The following is a 20006-nucleotide window of genomic DNA, read 5'->3' as shown; positions in this document are numbered from 1 at the left end:
ATCAAGGCAAATCGGAAGACCCCATTAAATACTCGTCTACTACGTGCGCACAATCTCGACCCTCGCGAATAGCCCAAACTACTAAGGATTGACCACGACGCATATCTCCGGCTGCAAACACCTTAGAAACATTTGTTTGATAGGCTTTTTTACCATCTACCGTCGCTTTGGCATTACCACGGGCATCTTTTTCCACGCCAAAAGCATCCAACACATGTTGTACAGGTGAAACAAAACCCATGGCCAAAAGTACTAAATCGGCCTTAATTTCAAATTCTGAGTCAGGAACTTCTGACATCTTGCCGTTCTTCCACTCCAAACGAACGCCAATCAGCTTCTCGACTTTGCCGTTTTTACCTTCAAAACGTTTAGTGGCAACTGACCAATCGCGCTCACAACCCTCAACATGGGAGGATGAAGTACGTAACTTCGTGGGCCAATATGGCCACTCTAATAGAGTGTTCTCCACCTCTGGAGGCTGTGGCAACAACTCAAATTGAGTGACTTTAGTAGCACCATGACGGTTTGAAGTTCCCACACAATCAGAGCCTGTATCACCACCACCAATGACGACGACATACTTATCGGTTGCACGAATTTCATTTTTGAAATCCCCTGCCACTTCTTTATTTTGTGGAATTAACAATTCCAAAGCATAGTGAATGCCTGCCAATTCACGACCTGGTACTGGCAGATCACGTGGTTGCTCAGCGCCCCCAGTAATTACTACCGCATCAAAGTCTTTCATCAACTGCTCCGGCGAGATAGTTCTCGTTGAGTAGTTCTTCACTTCTGAGCTCAGCGCTTCTCTCCCAACGAAAACACCCGTTTCAAATTTCACGCCTTCTGCTTGCATCTGCTCAACACGGCGATCGATCAGCCATTTTTCCATTTTGAAATCAGGGATTCCATAACGAAGTAAGCCACCAACCCGGTCATTCTTTTCAAATACCGTAACGTCGTGACCAACGCGCGCTAACTGCTGCGCAGCGGCCATACCGGCAGGTCCACCGCCCACAATGGCGACGGTTTTTCCGGTCTTGAATTTCGGAGGTTGCGGCGTAACCCAGCCATTTTCCCAACCTTTATCGATGATGGCATGTTCAATTGATTTAATACCAACCGCTTCACTGTTAATTGCAAGGGTGCAGGCAGACTCGCACGGTGCCGGACAAATACGGCCCGTAAACTCTGGAAAATTATTGGTTGACTGTAGAACTTCTAAGGCGTTCTTCCAGTCATCGCGGAATACCAAGTCATTAAAGTCAGGGATGATGTTGTTGACGGGGCAGCCGCTGTTGCAGAACGGAATGCCGCAGTCCATGCAGCGCGCACCTTGCACCTTGGCCTCAGCGTCCGTCAATACCGCAACGAACTCTTTGTAATGATGCAGACGTTTAACGGGAGCCTCGTAAGTTTCCTCAACGCGCTCGAACTCCATAAATCCAGTAGCCTTACCCATATCTAATCCTTCGTATTTTTCTTAACATTCAGCTTCATTAAGCAGCAACAGTAATGCCTTGAGATTTTTCCCATAACTCGCCAAGAGCACGCTTGTATTCCGTTGGGAATACTTTGACAAAACGGGCGCGGGCATTATCCCAATCAGCCAAGAGTGCTTTTGCACGCTCCGAGCCTGTGTGACGGAAATGACGCTCAATCAATCCTTTTAAGATTTGCTCATCCGTCATTCGCTCGCCGCCATCTTTCACATCCAAAGGTGCATGCCATTCAGATTGCACAATTTTTGCGATCTGCTCGGAAGCGGGTAAGACTTTTTCCAAAGTAGCCATGCTTGTATTACAGCGTTTCGCAAATAAACCGTCCTCGTCATAAACATAGGCAATACCACCACTCATACCAGCAGCAAAGTTACGGCCTGTTTCACCAAGCACTACCACTGTGCCACCGGTCATGTATTCACATCCATGGTCGCCAGTACCTTCAACTACCGTAGTGGCTCCAGAGTTACGCACCGCGAAACGCTCGCCAGCAACGCCGTTGAAGAAGGCCTCACCACCAATTGCGCCATAAAGAACGGTGTTACCGACAATGATGTTCTGCGCAGTGTCGCCGCGGAATTCATGAGGAGCGCGCACAATCACACGGCCGCCAGATAAACCTTTACCAACATAGTCGTTACCGTCTCCAACCAAATCCAAGGTAATGCCACGGGCCAAGAAAGCCGCAAAGCTTTGTCCGGCAGTGCCATTCAATTGAATATGGATCGTATCGTCGGGTAGACCAGCATGACCATAGCGTTGCGCTAACTCACCAGACAGCATGGCACCTACAGTACGGTTGACATTCTTAACCGGAACAATGAAAGAAACCTTTTCGCCACGCTCTAAAGCGGGCTCACTCTTATCAATCAGAATGTTATCTAAAGCATTGGCGAGCCCATGATCCTGAGTCAGCACCTGATAACGAGGGACATCTGCGGCAACTTGAGGCGCAGCAAAAATCTTGCTGAAATCCAAGCCATGTACTTTCCAATTCTCAATACCTTTGCGGGTATCTAAGAAGTCGACGCGCCCAATCAGGTCATCAAATTTACGGATACCCAGTTGCGCCATGATTTCACGCACTTCTTCAGCGATAAAGAAGAAGAAATTCACCACGTGCTCAGGTTTGCCAGAGAATTTTTTGCGCAATGCAGGATCTTGAGTTGCTACGCCGACTGGGCAGGTATTGAGATGGCATTTACGCATCATGATGCAACCCTCAACTACCAACGGTGCTGTAGCGAAACCAAACTCATCCGCGCCCAATAAGGCGCCAATGACAACATCTCGACCGGTTTTCATTTGACCATCGGCTTGTACCCGAATACGGCTACGTAAACCATTGAGCACGAGGGTTTGCTGTGTTTCAGCTAAACCCAATTCCCATGGAGAGCCAGCATGCTTAATAGAAGATAAAGGTGATGCGCCAGTACCACCATCATGGCCGGCAATAACTACGTGATCCGCTTTCGCTTTGGCTACGCCAGCTGCGATGGTTCCTACGCCCACTTCCGATACCAATTTCACTGAAACGTCTGCCTTAGGGTTGACGTTCTTTAAGTCATGAATCAATTGAGCGATATCTTCAATCGAATAAATATCGTGATGCGGAGGAGGAGAAATCAAGCCTACACCCGGCACGGAGAAGCGCAATTTGCCGATGTAATCAGATACTTTTCCGCCGGGCAGTTGTCCACCCTCGCCTGGCTTTGCACCTTGTGCCATCTTGATCTGAATTTGATCTGCTGAACGCAAATACTCAGTCGTGACACCGAAGCGGCCAGAGGCGACTTGTTTAATCTTGGAGCGTAATGAATCCCCATCAATTAATGGAATATCTGCCTCAACAACATCGTCACCCAAAATGCTCGCGAGTGTCTCACCCTTCTTAATCGGAATGCCTTTGAGCTCATTCACATAGCGATTTGGATCTTCGCCGCCCTCACCAGTATTGGACTTACCGCCAATACGGTTCATGGCAATTGCTAAGGTAGCGTGCGCTTCTGTGGAGATTGAACCCAATGACATGGCGCCAGTGGCAAACCGCTTGACGATCTCTTTTGCTGACTCAACTTCATCCAATGGAATCGCTTTAGCAGGATCCACCTTAAATTCAAATAAGCCACGCAAAGTCATCTGACGCTTGGTTTGGTCATTGATGAGATTGGCATACTCTTTATAAGTCTGGTAGCCCTTCTCTTGTCCAATACGGGTCGAATGTTGCAGCTTAGCAATCGTGTCTGGTGTCCACATATGGGTTTCACCACGAATCCGGAATGCGTATTCACCACCCGCATCCAACATATTCTCGAGAATCATTTCATCACTAAAAGCGGCAGCATGCATCCGCAATGCTTCTTCAGCGACTTCAAATACACCGATACCACCCACATTCGATGGTGTGCCTTTGAAGTAATGATCGATGACATCATGATTCAAACCAATCGCTTCAAAAATCTGCGAGCCGGTGTATGACATGTAAGTAGAGATACCCATTTTGGACATCACTTTTTGCAAGCCCTTACCGACCGCTTTTACGTAATTCTTAACCGCTTTTTCGGCTGACAAGTCGCCTGATAAGCCTTTAGCCATTTCAGCTAAAGTTTCCATCGCGAGGTAGGGGTGCACTGCTTCTGCGCCATAACCAGCCAATAAGGCGAAGTGGTGTGTCTCACGTGCACTACCGGTTTCAACCACCAGGCCTACGCTAGTGCGCAAGCCTTTTTCAACCAAATGCTGATGAACAGCAGAGGTAGCAAGTAATGCAGGTATCGCTACATGGTCTTCATCTACTTGACGATCGCTCACGATGATGATGTTATAGCCCGAACGCACTGCGTCTGCAGCTTCTGCACACAAGGAAGCTAAACGCGCTTCAATACCTTCTTTACCCCAAGCTACTGGGTAGCAAATGTCTAATTCATAGGAGCGAAATTTACCGTTGGTGTAATGGCCAATATGACGAATTTTAGTGATGTCATCAAAATCTAATATGGGCTGACTCACCTCTAGGCGCATTGGTGGATTGATGTTGTTGGTATCTAACAAATTGGGTTTAGGTCCAATAAACGACACCAAGGACATCACCAGATTTTCGCGAATGGAGTCGATCGGTGGATTGGTTACCTGAGCAAACAACTGCTTAAAGTAGTTATACAGCGGCTTGTTCTTGCTGGATAAAACAGCCAAGGGGCTATCGTTCCCCATTGACCCAATTGCCTCTTCTCCATTTACAGCCATTGGAGCCATCAAAAACTTGAGATCTTCCTGGGTGTAACCAAATGCTTGCTGACGGTCTAATAATTTGGCAGCTGGTCGAATGGTATTTTTTTCATCAACGATGTCTGCCTTAGTGGCGACCACTTCATCTAGCTTCACGCGTACGGCATCGATCCAGCTTTTATACGGCTTAGCTTTAGAGACCGCATTTTTCAGTTCGATGTCGTCAATAATTCGACCTTGTTCCATATCAATCATGAACATCTTGCCGGGTTGCAAGCGCCATTTTTGAATAATCTTGCTCTCAGGGATTGGCAACACTCCAGCCTCAGAGCCCATGATGACTAAATCATCATCAGTTACGTAGTAACGGGCTGGACGCAATCCATTGCGATCTAAGGTTGCACCTATTTGACGGCCATCAGTAAATGCCATTGCTGCTGGACCATCCCATGGCTCCATCATCGATGCGTGGTATTCATAAAACGCGCGGCGGTTCTCATCCATTAATGCGTGCTGCTCCCATGCTTCAGGGATCATCATCATCATGGCTTGCGCCATTGGATAGCCAGCCATGACTAGCAACTCTAGGCAATTATCAAAACAGGCGGTATCCGATTGACCTGGATAAATTAACGGCCATAATTTTTTTAGATCGTTGCCTAAGACTGGTGAGCTGATGGCACCTTCGCGCGCATTAACCCAATTGACATTGCCCTTGACAGTATTAATCTCACCGTTATGCGCAATCATGCGATAGGGGTGAGCCAATTCCCAGGCCGGGAAAGTATTGGTGGAGAAGCGCTGATGCACTAAGGCTAAAGCAGAAATCGTACGGGGATCCTGCAAATCTTGGTAATACGCACCCACTTGGTTTGCTAGCAGCAGCCCCTTGTAAACAATGGTACGTGCAGACATAGACGCTACAAAATATTCTTTACCGTGCTTTAAGTGCAAATCCTGAATAGCGTGGCTAGCCGTTTTGCGAATGACATACAACTTACGCTCTAGAGCGTCGGTTGTCATAATGTCGCGACCGCGTCCAATAAAAATCTGACGAATAAATGGTTCAGTCATGCGCACTGTTGGCGACATTGGTAATTGCACATCAATAGGCACATCTCTCCAGCCCAACACTACCTGTCCTTCTAAACGGACTGTGCGCTCCAACTCTTGTTCGCATGCCAAACGGGATGCATGCTCCTTTGGCAAAAAGATCATGCCGACGCCGTATTCACCTTGGGGCGGCAAGTTCACGCCTTGCTTGGCCATTTCTTCGCGATATAAAGTGTCTGGGACCTGAATCAAGATTCCAGCGCCGTCGCCCATTAGAGGGTCTGCACCTACTGCGCCGCGATGGTCCAAATTCTCCAGAATTTGTAGACCCTGCGCCACGATTTCATGTGATTTCTTACCCTTGATATGCGCTACAAAGCCAACGCCGCAGGCATCATGCTCATTCCGCGGGTCATAAAGACCCTGCGCGCTAGGACGAAGTTCTGAGTTCAATTGTGTTGTCATAGTATTTCCGTGCGCCATCAATGGCCTTATTACTTATGGGAGATCTAATATAGGGGAATACCCATGTAGATGCAATAGAAATAAAATGACTCTGTCCCGATTAAATAGGAGCGCGCGTGTTTATATTTTTATATATAGGGACAGAGTTGAAGACGGCACTATGCTGCCGGCGTTAATACCCAATTGAGTTGCAGTGTAAGCTATTGAATATAAACAAGTTTTTTAGGTCTTCCACGTGTTCGTATTAAGGCCTCTTCGGGATTATCCTTGAAAAACCTCTTTGCAAATTGCTCGCTAACCCAAGGTTTAGAGCGAATTAATGCTGCTGTAATTTGCTGATCCTCCCAATGGGGTGCCCCCTCTTTGACAAATCTGGCCCAGATCATTTGTCTTTCGAAAGGGGTGTTGCCGAGCCTCCAAAATGTGGGGTGATCAATCAACCAAGACTCAGACTTGCCCCCGATATGACTTCCGAAACTAGTCCAGGTCGAATCATTTGCGCTGGACTCAAACCCAACTCTCACGGGATTTAATTCAATATACCGCTGACAGCGCAGAAAATAATCTGGGTCAATCAAAGAAGAGCGATATCGCCCCTCCCAAATAGTTCCCGAGCGATGATGTGTTTGATTGAAATATTGGGCATAGCGCCTACCCAAGGATTGCATTGTTTTTGAAAGTGAATCCTCATTGAGAGGGGTCAGCAAAAGATGGACATGGTTCGGCATTAAAGCGAAGGCATGTACGGAGCAGCCAAATTGCTTCGCAGCCTCTCGCAGCCAATCTAAATAAATACGGCGTTCTGCATCACTAAAGAAAAGAGTCTCACAATTATTTCCACGCACCAAGATATGCATGGCCTGGCCAGGAATTACGGTTCGAGCCTGTCGAGCCATAGTGCATACGAACTATTGCAGTTCGCGTACACCGCCGTTAGATGCAAAATCAGGAATAAACCAGTCGCCATCAAATTGTGTCACCCCAGCTGGCACTTCCCGAACTTGTTGCGCCTTTCCTTGCAGCGCAGTTTGCATGTAAGAAATCCACATTGGCAAAGCTAATCCACCTCCTGTTTCACGGTCACCTAAACTCGCAGGTTTGTCGAAACCGATCCACGCAATAGCTACCACCTCTGGGTTGTAGCCTGCAAACCAAGCATCATGAGAATCATTGGTAGTTCCTGTTTTACCAGCAATATCGTTGCGTCCCAGCTTACCCCTTGCACTTGCGGCAGTACCTGTCTTCGTTACTTCTTGCAACATACTGTCCATGACAAATGCGGTACGCGCATCCAAAACCCGAGGCGCATCTTCACCGGCATGCGTTGGTTTAGCTTCGAACAACACTCCGCCCTTTGAGTCAGTCACCTTATCGATAATGAAAGGATCAACTCGATAACCGCCATTAGCAAACACGCTATAAGCTGTTGCCATTTGTAATGGTGTGACTGATCCCGCGCCCAAGGCCATAGTTAGATAAGGCGGATGCTTCTCAGGATCAAAGCCAAAGCGCTGAATATAGTCTTGGGCATAGGAAGGACCAATGGCTCGAATGATGCGCACTGATACCAAGTTCTTTGATTTTGCCAAGGCATTACGCAAACGCATCATGCCATCGTATTTACCATCATAGTTTTTTGGCTCCCATGATTGACTGCCTGTTTCCATGCTGCCAATCGATAACGGTGCATCGTTCACCATGGTGCTTGGTGCGAATCCTTTTTCAAGTGCGGCAGCATAAATAAAAGGCTTGAATGAAGACCCTGGCTGACGAAGTGCTTGAGATACATGATTAAACTGATTGCGTCGGAAATCAAACCCGCCGACCAATGCCAGAATCCCGCCGGTTTGTGCATTCATGGAAACGAATGCCGCTTCGACTTGAGGAAGTTGGGCTAATTTCCATACCCCGCCATCGGATAGGAGTCTGACAATTGCACCTGGTCGTAAACGTTTTTTGGGCTGCGCGCTATCCGTTAAAGAAGCGGAGGCCAGCTTCATCCCTTCGCCCTTGATCGTGACGGTATCGCCTGTAGCAATCATCACTTGCATTTCTTTTGGCTTTACCTCAAGCACTACACCCGATTGCAAATCGTCTAGTTGGGGGTAAGCCAACAAAGCTTCGTCAATTGCTCTTTGGCGTTTCACGAGATCTTCTGGAAGCTCAATAAATCCCTCTGGTCCACGGTAGGCGTGACGCAGATCATATTCAAAAATACCCCGACGAACGGCTTTATAAGCTGCGTCTTGGTCGGCTTTGAGAATAGTTGTGTAGACGTTCATGCCCTGTGAATAAATTGCCTCGCCATACTGTGTAAACAATAGTTGACGGACCATCTCCGCAGGAAAATCAGCTCTCACACTAAATTCATTACCGAGTCCGCGAATATGCAATTCTTCTGCCATTGCTTTTTGATATTGATCGGGAGTGATGTAGCCTAAATCACGCATGCGTTGCAAAATATATTCTTGACGAATTTTGGCGCGGCGAAAGTTGATGACTGGGTTGTAGGCCGATGGTGCCTTAGGGAGACCAGCTAACATCGCCGATTGGGCGATGCTGATATCTTTTAGCTCAATCCCAAAGTAAATTTGAGCCGCGCTTGAAAATCCATATGCGCGCTGTCCCAAAAAGATTTGATTCATGTAAATTTCTAGAATCTTGTCTTTACTTAACTGGGATTCAATTTCCCAAGCTAGTAACACTTCATATATTTTGCGGCTAAACGTTTTTTCGTTGCTCAGAAAAAAGTTGCGCGCCACCTGCATAGTGATGGTCGATGCTCCTTGCGATAATCGTCCCCGCAAGTTAGTTGCAGTTGCCCTGAGTATTCCGACGTAATCTACGCCGCCGTGCGAATAAAAGCGATCATCCTCGATTGCGATGACTGCATTGCGCATACTTAAGGGCATGTCCTTTAATGGAATCACGTTTCTGCGCTCTTCACCAAACTCACCAATTAAGACTTTGTCAGCCGTATAGATGCGCAAGGGAGTTTTTGGGTTGTAATCCACCAATGCTGAAATTTTAGGTAAATTTGGCCGAGCAATTAAAAGGGCATACCCGAGGAGCAGGGCCAGCATGACGGCGCCCATGACGCAAATCAGTAATAAGGCTTTAATAAGCGGATTTGTCCCTGATTTTGCGCCCGACGCATATCCCGAGGCGCCTTGTCTCCCTCGTTTATCAGCTTGACGGCCGAACCGTTGATTTAATGGTGGCTTGTCTTTTGGGTTTAGGGCCATAGACCAAATTATAGGTTGATTCAATAGATCGCCGAAAAGCGCTAAAAGCCCTATCTACAGTTTGGCAAGGTGGTCTTTTCCGACGCTCAGATCCGTATCTCCCGCTGGCATGTCAATTCTTAAAGTCAAACAATGGTGGGATGCCAACACGCCATATCTCTTCCCAGTCATTTGATGAAATTCTGAGCGATTTAGGGGATGATCCTGCCATTCCAGATCCTCAGGGAATCCGTAAAAATACCGCTCCGCCAAGCTCCCAAGCGAATAGCTTTAGTCAGCCCAAAACGAGACTTGAAGAGTCCTTCAAATCACCCGATAGAGTGACCCTGATTCTATTAACCGCGGGCACGCTTATTGCAGCATGCTTGCTGGGTCTATTTTTCCTTTTAGAGTCCCTAAAGCAAGAGTCTCAAACTACTTTTGAAGAGCTCACAGGGCAAGTCAATAAATTAAAGAAAGACTTGGTCAACAGTACCGAGCAGTGGGCACTAGATCAGGAAGAGCTATTTCTGACAATGGATGAAATAGAAGTAAGCATTCACTCTAAATTAGCACCCAAGGAGAGTAGCAAGGTAAACAAAGCCCCAGTATTACTGCCATTCGAGCAAGAAGTATTGCGCTGGCGCTATCTTGGGCTCACTCAAATTGGCGGGGTGGAACAGGTCTTTTTCCATACTGGCAAACAGGCGCTGTCTATCAAGCGGGGAGAGTTTGCTCTAGGGGAATGGCGCTTAAGTCACATACAAAAGGAGTCCGTCATCCTGACACATGCCAAAGGCAAAGCGATTACTTTGAAATCAGCTAAGAGGGAATAAGTTTGTTCAAAATCAATTTAGGGTTTCAGCCACCAATCATTCGCCTTTTGATTTTGTGTTTTGCTTGCCTGAGCATCAAAGCCCACGCTGAAACGATTACATCGAAACCCTTGGCACAAACCCAAATCACACTTCAATTCGAACAAATTGAAGTCGCCGATCTCCTTCAGGTCTTAGCCAAACTAGGGAATACCAACTTTTTGCTCAGCGAGTCAATTCAAGGGAAGATTTCTGTGGATTTACACAATACCCCTTGGCAAACAGCGCTACATTCGATTCTTGCGAGCCGAGGGTTACGCTTGGTGCGAAATGAGGATATTTACTGGATTGGTCCTCATTCAGAAATTGCTGCGTTCTTGAAAATACGTCGCGAGGATGCTGCTTTACCCTTTGGAGGCGATCATATTAATAGCCCTCGACAAATCCTCATTGAAGCCAGGATTGTCGAAGCGGATCAGCGCTTTGCTCGTGAGCTTGGCATCAAACTTGGCTATGAAGCTAATCGACTAAATCAACGTCCTGATCAAAAGGTGAGTGGCGGCTTTGATTGGGCAGGAACTGGTCTTAATGGTTTTAATCCAGCCATTCTTGCGGCAACCTTAGTCTCTAAAAGTGCCAACCAAATACTGCAAATGGAGCTTTCCACCCTTGAATCTGACGGCCAAGGAAAGATTCTCTCTAATCCCCGCATCATGACAGGCGACCAAGTGAAGGCCACGATTGAGCAAGGTACCGAGCTGCCCTATCAAACAACCTCACAAAATGGCAGCAAATTGCAGTTTAGGAAGGCTAATTTACGCTTAGAGGTCCTTCCTAAGATTCATCCAGACGGCAAGATTTCGATGCTGGTGGGGATCAATAAAGACACTATTGGCATGAAAACTGAACAGGGCTATGCGATAGACACCAAAAGTCTCAGCTCAGAGGTCACAGTTGAAAATGGCGGTACAGCCATTATTGGGGGAATTTTCCAAACCACTGAACGTGAGGATGAAATAAAGATCCCGCTCTTGGGAGATATCCCCATTATTGGCCATTTATTTCGCCATAAATCCAAATTGTCGGATAAAACAGAGCTATTAGTCTTCTTAACACCGACCGTGCTCGACAAACCCTAATAAAATCGAGAGGTGAATGCGTCATCAAACAATATCTTTCTTATCGGCCTCATGGGTGCGGGCAAATCGACTGTCGGCAAGCTCTTAGCTAAAAAGCTGGGGCGGCGCTTTCTGGATGCCGACCATGTCATTGAAGAACGTTGCGGAGTAAAAATTCCGGTGATCTTCGATATGGAGGGCGAGGCTGGTTTTCGAAAGCGTGAGGCTCAAGCCATTGAAGAAATCACCTCAGAAAAAGAAATTGTTTTGGCTACGGGCGGTGGCGCTGTGTTACTTTCCGAAAACCGCCAAGCTCTAAGTCAGCGCGGTACGGTAATTTATCTTCATGCCAATCCGCTGGAACTTTTTCATCGAACTAGGGGCGGTGAAGGTAGGCCCCTTCTAAAACAAGGTGATGCTAAAAAAATTCTTGAAAACTTATATTCCATTCGCGATCCTTTGTATCGTGAAATCGCCGACCACGTTATTGAAACTGGCAAGCCCAGTGTGAATCAATTGGTCAACACCTTAATCATGCAATTAGAGCTTTCTACTTAATTTTTTTATGAACATTTTAGACGTTGACCTTGGTAATCGCAGTTATCCCATTTCTATCGGCACTGACTTAATTGATCAGCCCACTTTATTTTCAGCTTGTGAAAAAGCTACGTCCATTTACATTGTGACCAACACCACAGTGGGTCCTTTATATGCGCAACGACTCACAAAGACCCTAGAGAATTTTGGTAAGCCAGTGAGAACAATCACCTTACCGGATGGAGAATCCTATAAGGATTGGAAAAATCTTCAGCTGATCTTTGATGCCCTATTAGAGCAAGGCGCCGACAGACAAACCATGTTAATCGCCTTGGGCGGTGGAGTCATTGGGGATATGACTGGTTTTGCTGCTGCTAGCTTTATGCGCGGGGTACGCTTTATCCAGGTGCCAACTACTTTGCTTGCGCAGGTGGACTCCTCCGTAGGTGGCAAAACAGGCATTAATCATCCACTTGGAAAAAATATGATCGGGGCATTTCATCAGCCCGTAGCAGTGATTGCCGATCTCAACACCCTGAAAACACTTCCTCCACGTGAATTATCGGCAGGCTTGGCAGAGGTAGTTAAACACGGCGCCATTGCTGACCCAGAATTTCTGGACTGGATTGAGACCAATACCGCAGCACTTCTCGCGTGCGATACAGAAGCATTAGCACACGCTGTTTTACGTTCTTGCGAAATTAAATCTGCGGTTGTTTCCGCCGATGAGAAGGAAGGTGGTGTTCGTGCCACCCTTAACTTTGGCCATACTTTTGGCCACGCCATTGAGGCAGGTATGGGCTACGGTAATTGGCTTCATGGTGAGGCCGTTGGCTGCGGCATGGTTATGGCTGCCGATCTTTCTTACCGCTTACAGTTCATCAGCCAAGCTGAGCGTGATCGCTTAACGCAGATTATTCAAGCGATGAATCTACCTACGCGCCCTCCTCAGTTTGGGTCAGAACGGTATATGGAGTTGATGCAAGTCGACAAGAAAACCGAAGGGGGTCAAATCCGCTACGTAGTCTTGGAAAAAATGGGTCAAGCTCAAATTAAAAGCGTGCCCGATGCTCAGGTTCTGGAAACTTTAATCGCAACTGGCGCCGCTTAATTATTTCGCTTTGTCTTAGCTTTGAATTAACTCAATCTTTACCGGCTGCCCTGCTTGGCTGCTTGCAAATGCCGATAAATCACTGAGTAACTCGTGTTCAGTTTTTGTATCTAACCATAGTGGGGTCGCCAATGTTCCGGCCCAGCGATAGTGATATCCCCCAGATTTTGCAGCCACCCAGATTTCGTGCAAGGGGGCCTGCATGTTAATGACGATGACGCTTCGATCTCTAAAGCGGATATTGATGACGTTACCGCCCTGCCGTTCTACATCCAAATCGAGATCCAATGCGTCATCAGCGGCTTCAAGCGCCACTTCAATCGATTGCAACAAGTTACTACCAAGCTGGTAAAACTGCTTGTCGTCAATGGCCTGAACACCCGAATTGTTTGGCTTCATATTTGAGTCCTGCATGCTATATTCAATCATTCGTTTTAGAGACATTCATGATAGCGATTCTTAAGAAAACCTTGCCTATTGCACTTCTAATAGCCCTTGCTGGTTGTGGGGTTAGAGGACCGCTCTATTTACCAAATGTACCACCAGCCCCAGCTCAGCCGACTGAGCCCGAGCCCAAAGGCACTCTGTATCCAGTACAAGGCCAGACCACCACCAATTCACCAGCGGCTTCTAAATGACCAGCACTACTATTCCCCTCCCGCATTTAATTGGCTTTACAGAGCGTAACGGGAATTGGCACGCCGAAGATCTGTCTTTAGCCGACCTAGCCAAAGAATTTGGTACGCCCCTTTATGTTTATAGCAAGCGGGCGCTTACAGAGGCCTACCAAGCTTACGATCGCGCTTGTGTTGATGCTTCAGGCAAACGACGCGCCCGTATTCATTTTGCAATGAAAGCCAACAGCAATCTCGCAATCATTGATTGCTTCAAACAGTTGGGTGCAGGCTTTGATTTAGTGAGTGGTGGCGAGTTATCCCGGGCATTAGCCATCGGCGCTGATCCAAGTAGCTTGGTATTTGCGGGTGTAGGTAAATCTGCCGATGAAATTGCCCAAGCCTTAAAAGCGGGCGTGAAATGCATCAATGTCGAGTCCATCGCAGAACTGCATAAAATTAACCAAGTCGCCACACGGTTGCAGTGTCGCGCTCCCATCTCCCTGCGTGTGAACCCAGATGTAGATGCCCAAACCCATCCTTATATTTCTACTGGATTAAAAGATAACAAATTTGGCATCGCTTATCACGAGGTGCTGAAGACTTACCGAGAGGCGGCTTTACTATCGCAGATCGATATCGTTGGTATTGATTGTCATATTGGCTCCCAAATCACCACCACCGCACCTTACTTGGATGCGGTGGATAAAGTCTTAGATTTGGTAGCTCAATTAAAAAAAGAAGGTATTGAGATTCATCATCTGGATCTGGGTGGCGGCCTTGGCATATCCTACGGCGAGGAGAGCCCACCTGACATCACCGAGTTTACCAATACGCTTTTAAATCGGGTGGCTGAACGTGGTTTTGGCCATTTAGATATCGTGCTAGAACCAGGCAGATCCTTGGTCGGCAACGCGGGAGTCCTGCTCACTCATGTGGAATATCTCAAACCAGGCGCCGAAAAGAATTTTTGTATTGTCGACGCTGCTATGACAGAGCTAATGCGCCCTGCACTGTACGAGGCATATCACGCTATCGTGCCAGTCCAAAGCAAACCTGTGAAGAGCGTCACCTATGATGTTGTTGGACCTGTTTGCGAATCCGGAGACTGGCTTGGAAGAGGCCGCTCGTTAGCGGTTGAGGAAGGCGATCTTTTGGCGATTTTGTCTGCTGGTGCTTATGGGTTTGTCATGGCCTCCAACTACAACACGAGACCTAAGCCTGCAGAAATTATGGTTGACGGCAAGAACGTGTACTTGATTCGTCAGCGCGAGACGGTTGCTGATCTGTTTGCAAACGAATCAACCTTGCCTAAACAAACCCACTCGCCTTTAGGTTAAGTGGGTTTGACTACGGCACCACTTATTAGTGCAATCCCGCCATATAGTCTGCAACCGCTTTCATCTCCTGATCAGATAACTTAGTCGCAATCATCGTCATTTGGGTGCTATTTTTACGAGTTCCCTCACGGAATGCCATTAACTGCGTAGTCGAGTACTCAGCCCACTGCCCGCCTTGGCGAGGGTATTGAGCTGGAATACCCGCCCCATTTGGACTATGGCAACCTGCGCATGCTGGCACGCCTTTTGATGCAACACCACCACGATAGATGCTCTGACCAAGATCAATCGTTTCTTTATTCTGAGCTGTGCCTGGTGATGGCTCTTGTTTGGCTAAATAAGCGGCGAGGTTGACCATATCTTGGTCAGTCAAGGCAGCAGACATTCCCATCATGATGGCATTCTCTCTGGTGCCCTCTTTAAAATTCTTGAGCTGTTTGGCGAGATAGGTAGGGTGTTGTGCCGCTAATTTTGGCCAAGTACCTACTGCGCTCTTTCCGCTTGGCCCATGACAAGTAAGGCAAGCTACCACTCCACGACTCGCATCGCCATTAGAATAGAGTTTTTCTCCGACAGCCGCATCGGCTTTTGGTTTTCCGGGCACTAAGGGCATACTTGTTGGTGCAGGGTCATTTGCCAGGGCTGCAGCTGAAAAGCCGAGCACTAAGGCGATAAAACCAAAGGAAAGCAACCCAGACCGTAAGCTGGTTAATTTGGAGATTCGAGAGGTTTGGCGCATTATGTTTACCTTAGCAAAAATTCCTAAAAGTGTTGGCCCATACTTTTACAACCTTTTACCCAACACCATGAGATAGTTCATGATTTTGCGTGATTTTACAATAGCTCCTGAACATGTCTAAACTCTTTCAAGCCAGATTCGCTACAACCGTCAATGATACTCATTGCCTGCCTGCCACCCCCTTGCGTGAGGTAGCCTTTGCCGGCCGCTCAAATGCAGGTAAATCTAGTGCAATTAATGTCCTTTGCAATCAAAAACGGCTGGCTTTTGCCAGTAAAACGCCCGGACGGACGCAGCATATTAACTATTTTGGTCTTTTTGCAAAAGATGATCTTTTAGCGTATTTGGTGGATTTACCTGGTTATGGCTATGCTGCAGTCAATCACGAGACCAAATACCACTGGAATGCCCTCCTAAGTGACTATTTGCAAGAACGCGAACAGTTAGTAGGCATGGTGCTGATTGTTGATTCTAGGCGCGGTATTACCGATTTGGATGAGCAAATGATCCAATGGTTTGTGCCAACGGGCAAACCCATTCATATTTTGCTTAGTAAATGCGACAAGCTCAACAAAAGTGAGTGCAAGCATGCGCTTGAAGCGGTTAGAAAGCAGTTGCAGCAATACGATCCAGAATTGCCTGATGGTTCAGGTGATTCCACCAGACTAACAGCTCAGCTATTCTCTAGTACTAAGCGTATTGGCTTAGAAGAAGCGGACAGTATCGTGATTAAATGGCTATTCGAGGCACAGACTGATGCAGAGCAAATTACAAACTAACCCCTTGCTAAGCTTTCCAATCCATCGACCCCGGCGAATGCGTCGCGATGCTTGGTCGCGTCGTCTTATGCAAGAGAACTCGGTAAGCGCTGGCGATCTCATTTATCCTGTTTTTTTACTAGACGGTGTCGGTCAGTCGCAGTCAATTCCATCCATGCCTGGCATTAACTGCGTTAGCTTAGATCTGTTGTATGCGGTTGCAGAGGAGTGTGTCGCTCTTGGTATTCCAGTCATGGCCTTATTTCCTGTCATTGCTCCAGAACTGAAGACGCCCGATGGCAAAGAGGCGTTAAATCCGGCGGGATTGATACCTACAGCAGTGCGCGAACTAAAAAAACGCTTCCCCGATCTAGGCATCATGACGGACGTTGCCCTTGACCCCTATACCAGTCACGGCCAAGATGGTTTATTGACTGCAGAGGGTCACATCCTCAATGACGAAACTACGGCGATCTTGGTGCAACAATCCTTAATACAAGCTGAGGCTGGTGTAGACATCGTTGCCCCATCAGACATGATGGATGGCCGGATTGGAAAAATTCGTGAAGCACTTGAGCATAAGCAGCTCATCCATACTCGCATCATGGCGTATTCCGCTAAATATGCCTCGGCGTTTTATGGCCCGTTTCGTGATGCGGTTGGTTCTGGCAAAAATTTAGGTAAAGCGGATAAAAAATCGTACCAAATGGATAGCGCCAATACGGATGAGGCCCTGCGTGAGGCTGCATTAGATATCAGTGAAGGGGCTGACATGATTATGGTCAAGCCTGGAATGCCTTACTTAGATGTTGTGCGCCGTGTAAAAGATGCTTTCAATTACCCTACGTACGCCTATCAAGTGAGTGGCGAATACGCCATGCTTAAAGCCGCTGCTCAAAATGGCTGGCTTGAGCATGACGCTGTCATGATGGAATCTCTGCTTGCATTTAAGCGAGCAGGCGCTGATGGTGTATTGACCTACTTTGCACTCGAAGCTGCGCGCCACATTAAAACTAACTCTTAATTATTTGCTGGCGTTTGCGCTTTTTAGTCGCTCTAAAAAGCGTTGTGGCGGTACATAGCCAATGACGCGCTGGTCTTTAAGCTCTTTGGAATCTACGTTAAAAATAAGGATGCCTGGCGGTCCAAATAATCCGAAACGTTTTAAGAGGGCCTGATTGTCAGCCGTGTTCTTGGTTACATCAGCCTGAAGAAGAATATAGGCTCTTAGTTCTTGACTCACTAAGGCATCTGAAAAAGTATTGAATTCCATTTCCTTGCAGCTAATACACCAATCTGCATAGAAATCTAACAGTACTAATTTTTTCTCTAGCCTCGCCTGTGCTAAATATTGCTCTAGCTCCGCGATTGATCCAATGCGGGTAAATTCAAGTTCGCCTACTGAATGCTTAAGCTGGTTGCTAATCGCTTTATCTTGCAAGCCAAAAAAGCTTTTTTGGAACACTGGTGCGGCAATCCAAAGCGCGGTGGCAACTAGCAATACACCTAAGAAACGCTGCAACCAAACCATCCACATCCCTGTCGAAGGAATAAACACCCGCGCCTCGATTGCGATGAAGAGCAATGGCAGGCCCATACCAAGCGCCATAACGAACAATAAGCCGGCACCTAAAGTCATAGAACCGGTTTGCGCAATGAAGGTGAGAACCCCGGCTAATGGAGCTGTAATACAAGGGCTAGCAACCAGCGTAGAAATTCCGCCCAAAGCTAAAGCGCCAAAAAAGCTTCCTCCCTTTTGCTTCCCAGCCAAGCGATCAATTTGATGATGCCAAGCATGCGGCAGACGGAGATGATAAAAACCAAATAAGCTTCCTGATAATGCCAATAGTAAAAGAGCGAATCCAATGAGGGCCACCGGGCTTTGCAAGGTGCGCTGCACACTGCCTCCGAGTGCGGCCATGAGGACGCCAGCCAAGGCATACATAACCGCCATACCCAATACGTATGCCATTGCCAGTACGCTCGCGCGCCGCTTGGAAATCACTTTCTGTCCTTGCGTTCCAAATACGACGCTCGACATAATAGGCAACATTGGTAAAATACAGGGTGTAAAAGCGAGTGCCAAGCCAAGAATAAAGAAAGCTAAAAATAAATAGATTGGCGAGGTATTTTCTAGGAAGCGATTGATGGCATTGACGTCATCGCGCTGATTCCATAAATCAAGCAGGCTTGATTTGTTTGCGGCCACTTCCGCGGGATTTATATTAGCGCTATCGTCTGCTTCAGAAATCGGCGCTGACTTAACACCTGGTCCTGTTAATAAAAACTTTAAGGTCATAGGTGGATAGCAAATACCGGCCTCAGCACAGCCTTGAAGTTCTACCTCGACATTAAAAGGTTTTCCAGCTATGGGTGTTATTGCAAAATCAATCGTCAAAGGCTTTTTGTAAATTACTAATTTCTTTTGAAAAGTTTGGTCAAATTTCTCAATTCCTTGGGGTAAGGCAGGCTTGTAAATAAGCAACTTCTGCTCATCTTGTCCAGCGCGGAAATGCAAGGAGTCTTGATAAAGGTAATACCCTTTAGCCGGAGTAAGCGTGATCACAATTTGGTTTTCTGCAGTCCAATTTGCCTGAGCTTGAAAGGCTTTTTCTGGCGGGAGAAAATCTGGTGCAGCATAAGTCTGCCCAATGAATAAAGCCATTAGGGACAAAGCTAGCGTGACGTACTTTAAGAATTTCATGTATCTATCTTGATCTCTGATTTAACCCAATCTCCATAGTCAACATCAAATTCCGCTGGAGAAATCCCTAGTAGCTCTGGTAACTCGTATGGATGATGCTGTTTTATGAAAGCGCTGATTTCATCCCATTTACAAGCCGCTGTTTTTGCGCTAAGCAGTACCTCGTTTTCTTCCGAGAGCTTTCCATGCCAACGATACATGGAAAGAGTGCCCTCTTGAATCTGCACACACGCAGCTAACCGTTCATCCAGTAATTTTTGTGCCATCAGTCGTGCATCTTCAATCCGACTAAAACTAGTCGTCACAATCAGCAACTGGAGGGATTGGATCTCGGTCACTCTGTAATGTTATCCGTTTAAATGAAAAAAGCCAGACCGAGGCCTGGCTTTATCGCAATCACAAAAGATTACACTTCTTGTGCTACTGGCGCTTCTTCGATCTCTGGGCGATCCAATAATTCAACCAAGGCCATTGGCGCATTATCGCCATGACGGAAGCCAAATTTCAGAATGCGCAGGTAACCGCCTGGACGAGTTGCGTAGCGTGGGCCGAGCTCATTAAAGAGTTTGCTCACGATATCGCGATCACGTGTGCGATTAAAAGCTAAGCGACGATTTGCTAAGTTGTCTTTTTTACCAAGGGTAATCAAGGGCTCAACAACCATGCGCAATTCTTTTGCTTTTGGCAGAGTGGTTTTAATCACTTCGTGCTCCAAAAGTGAATTGGACATGTTGCGCAGCATCGCCAAGCGATGTGAAGATGTTCTATTTAGTTTGCGTAAGCCGTTTCCGTGACGCATGA

General features: G+C 47.0%; 17 protein-coding genes. 8 read left to right on the top strand and 9 right to left on the bottom strand.

Features of this window, described 5'->3' with window-relative positions; translation table 11 throughout:
• Position 1 precedes the first annotated feature (1 nt).
• The 4 genes from CP950_RS06115 to CP950_RS06100 all read right to left on the bottom strand — a co-directional run bounded on the left by CP950_RS06115 (position 2) and on the right by CP950_RS06100 (position 9490).
• Positions 2 to 1462: a glutamate synthase subunit beta gene (locus CP950_RS06115; RefSeq protein WP_096673372.1), complete on the bottom strand. Its 1461-nt coding sequence runs from the start codon at positions 1460 to 1462 to the stop codon at positions 2 to 4.
• Between the two features lie 37 nt (positions 1463 to 1499).
• Complete coding sequence (locus CP950_RS06110) at positions 1500 to 6245, bottom strand: glutamate synthase-related protein (protein ID WP_096673853.1); 4746 nt, start codon at positions 6243 to 6245, stop codon at positions 1500 to 1502.
• A 200-nt stretch (positions 6246 to 6445) separates the two neighbouring features.
• On the bottom strand, positions 6446 to 7141 hold the full coding sequence (locus tag CP950_RS06105) for a transposase (RefSeq protein ID WP_096673370.1): 696 nt from the start codon (positions 7139 to 7141) through the stop codon (positions 6446 to 6448).
• Between the two features lie 12 nt (positions 7142 to 7153).
• On the bottom strand, positions 7154 to 9490 hold the full coding sequence (locus CP950_RS06100) for a penicillin-binding protein 1A (protein ID WP_096673368.1): 2337 nt from the start codon (positions 9488 to 9490) through the stop codon (positions 7154 to 7156).
• A gap of 140 nt (positions 9491 to 9630) precedes the next feature.
• On the opposite strand from CP950_RS06100, the gene CP950_RS06095 reads away from it, so the two are divergent.
• Genes CP950_RS06095 through aroB form a run of 4 tightly spaced genes read left to right on the top strand, consistent with a single transcriptional unit; the run spans position 9631 to position 13050 of the window.
• On the top strand, positions 9631 to 10305 hold the full coding sequence (locus CP950_RS06095) for a hypothetical protein (protein WP_096673366.1): 675 nt from the start codon (positions 9631 to 9633) through the stop codon (positions 10303 to 10305).
• 2 nt (positions 10306 to 10307) lie between these two features.
• Complete coding sequence (locus tag CP950_RS06090) at positions 10308 to 11423, top strand: secretin and TonB N-terminal domain-containing protein (protein WP_243391932.1); 1116 nt, start codon at positions 10308 to 10310, stop codon at positions 11421 to 11423.
• Between the two features lie 12 nt (positions 11424 to 11435).
• On the top strand, positions 11436 to 11960 hold the full coding sequence (locus tag CP950_RS06085) for a shikimate kinase (RefSeq protein WP_108720883.1): 525 nt from the start codon (positions 11436 to 11438) through the stop codon (positions 11958 to 11960).
• 7 nt (positions 11961 to 11967) lie between these two features.
• The gene (aroB, locus tag CP950_RS06080; protein ID WP_096673362.1) at positions 11968 to 13050 is read left to right on the top strand and encodes a 3-dehydroquinate synthase; all 1083 of its coding nucleotides are present in this window, start codon (positions 11968 to 11970) and stop codon (positions 13048 to 13050) included.
• A gap of 15 nt (positions 13051 to 13065) precedes the next feature.
• On the opposite strand, the gene cyaY is transcribed toward aroB, so the two are convergent.
• Entirely contained in the window at positions 13066 to 13419 is a 354-nt protein-coding gene (gene cyaY / locus CP950_RS06075; protein ID WP_419185581.1) for an iron donor protein CyaY, read from the bottom strand.
• Between the two features lie 77 nt (positions 13420 to 13496).
• On the opposite strand from cyaY, the gene lptM reads away from it, so the two are divergent.
• A complete protein-coding gene (gene lptM / locus CP950_RS06070; RefSeq protein WP_096673360.1) occupies positions 13497 to 13688 on the top strand; it encodes an LPS translocon maturation chaperone LptM in 192 nt (63 codons plus the stop codon).
• Positions 13685 to 15004 carry a diaminopimelate decarboxylase gene (lysA, locus tag CP950_RS06065; RefSeq protein WP_096673358.1) on the top strand — a complete coding sequence of 440 codons (1320 nt, stop codon included), beginning with the start codon at positions 13685 to 13687 and terminating at the stop codon, positions 15002 to 15004. The genes lptM and lysA overlap by 4 nt, the downstream gene beginning before the upstream one ends.
• Positions 15005 to 15029: 25 nt before the next feature.
• Here lysA and CP950_RS06060 read toward each other — a convergent pair whose 3' ends face one another.
• On the bottom strand, positions 15030 to 15743 hold the full coding sequence (locus CP950_RS06060; protein ID WP_096673356.1) for a c-type cytochrome: 714 nt from the start codon (positions 15741 to 15743) through the stop codon (positions 15030 to 15032).
• Between the two features lie 113 nt (positions 15744 to 15856).
• On the opposite strand from CP950_RS06060, the gene yihA reads away from it, so the two are divergent.
• Both yihA and hemB read left to right on the top strand, forming a co-directional pair.
• Positions 15857 to 16522, top strand: a complete 666-nt coding sequence (yihA, locus tag CP950_RS06055) for a ribosome biogenesis GTP-binding protein YihA/YsxC (protein ID WP_096673354.1) — start codon at positions 15857 to 15859, stop codon at positions 16520 to 16522.
• Complete coding sequence (gene hemB / locus CP950_RS06050) at positions 16500 to 17525, top strand: porphobilinogen synthase (protein ID WP_096673352.1); 1026 nt, start codon at positions 16500 to 16502, stop codon at positions 17523 to 17525. The genes yihA and hemB overlap by 23 nt, the downstream gene beginning before the upstream one ends.
• On the opposite strand, the gene dsbD is transcribed toward hemB, so the two are convergent.
• The 3 genes from dsbD to rplQ all read right to left on the bottom strand — a co-directional run bounded on the left by dsbD (position 17526) and on the right by rplQ (position 20004).
• The gene (dsbD, locus tag CP950_RS06045; protein ID WP_096673350.1) at positions 17526 to 19205 is read right to left on the bottom strand and encodes a protein-disulfide reductase DsbD; all 1680 of its coding nucleotides are present in this window, start codon (positions 19203 to 19205) and stop codon (positions 17526 to 17528) included.
• On the bottom strand, positions 19202 to 19543 hold the full coding sequence (gene cutA / locus CP950_RS06040; RefSeq protein WP_096673348.1) for a divalent-cation tolerance protein CutA: 342 nt from the start codon (positions 19541 to 19543) through the stop codon (positions 19202 to 19204). Before cutA ends, dsbD begins: the two co-directional genes overlap by 4 nt.
• Positions 19544 to 19611: 68 nt before the next feature.
• Entirely contained in the window at positions 19612 to 20004 is a 393-nt protein-coding gene (gene rplQ, locus CP950_RS06035; RefSeq protein WP_096673346.1) for a 50S ribosomal protein L17, read from the bottom strand.
• Positions 20005 to 20006 lie beyond the last annotated feature (2 nt).

It is taken from the genome of Polynucleobacter meluiroseus, assembly GCF_900205755.1.
Taxonomy (GTDB): Bacteria; Pseudomonadota; Gammaproteobacteria; order Burkholderiales; family Burkholderiaceae; genus Polynucleobacter; species Polynucleobacter meluiroseus.
This window is presented reverse-complemented; position numbering and strand designations above follow the sequence as displayed.

What these genes read in the sequence shown, in the direction of transcription:
- lptM (WP_096673360.1), top strand. Translation starts at nt 13,497, where the DNA reads ATGATAGCGATTCTTAAGAAAACCTTGCCTATTGCACTTCTAATAGCC.
- CP950_RS06100 (WP_096673368.1), bottom strand. Translation starts at nt 9,490, where the DNA reads ATGGCCCTAAACCCAAAAGACAAGCCACCATTAAATCAACGGTTCGGC.
- hemB (WP_096673352.1), top strand. Translation starts at nt 16,500, where the DNA reads ATGCAGAGCAAATTACAAACTAACCCCTTGCTAAGCTTTCCAATCCAT.
- dsbD (WP_096673350.1), bottom strand. Translation starts at nt 19,205, where the DNA reads ATGAAATTCTTAAAGTACGTCACGCTAGCTTTGTCCCTAATGGCTTTA.
- aroB (WP_096673362.1), top strand. Translation starts at nt 11,968, where the DNA reads ATGAACATTTTAGACGTTGACCTTGGTAATCGCAGTTATCCCATTTCT.
- CP950_RS06095 (WP_096673366.1), top strand. Translation starts at nt 9,631, where the DNA reads ATGCCAACACGCCATATCTCTTCCCAGTCATTTGATGAAATTCTGAGC.
- yihA (WP_096673354.1), top strand. Translation starts at nt 15,857, where the DNA reads ATGTCTAAACTCTTTCAAGCCAGATTCGCTACAACCGTCAATGATACT.
- CP950_RS06105 (WP_096673370.1), bottom strand. Translation starts at nt 7,141, where the DNA reads ATGGCTCGACAGGCTCGAACCGTAATTCCTGGCCAGGCCATGCATATC.
- CP950_RS06110 (WP_096673853.1), bottom strand. Translation starts at nt 6,245, where the DNA reads ATGACAACACAATTGAACTCAGAACTTCGTCCTAGCGCGCAGGGTCTT.
- CP950_RS06115 (WP_096673372.1), bottom strand. Translation starts at nt 1,462, where the DNA reads ATGGGTAAGGCTACTGGATTTATGGAGTTCGAGCGCGTTGAGGAAACT.
- lysA (WP_096673358.1), top strand. Translation starts at nt 13,685, where the DNA reads ATGACCAGCACTACTATTCCCCTCCCGCATTTAATTGGCTTTACAGAG.
- rplQ (WP_096673346.1), bottom strand. Translation starts at nt 20,004, where the DNA reads ATGCGTCACGGAAACGGCTTACGCAAACTAAATAGAACATCTTCACAT.
- CP950_RS06060 (WP_096673356.1), bottom strand. Translation starts at nt 15,743, where the DNA reads ATGCGCCAAACCTCTCGAATCTCCAAATTAACCAGCTTACGGTCTGGG.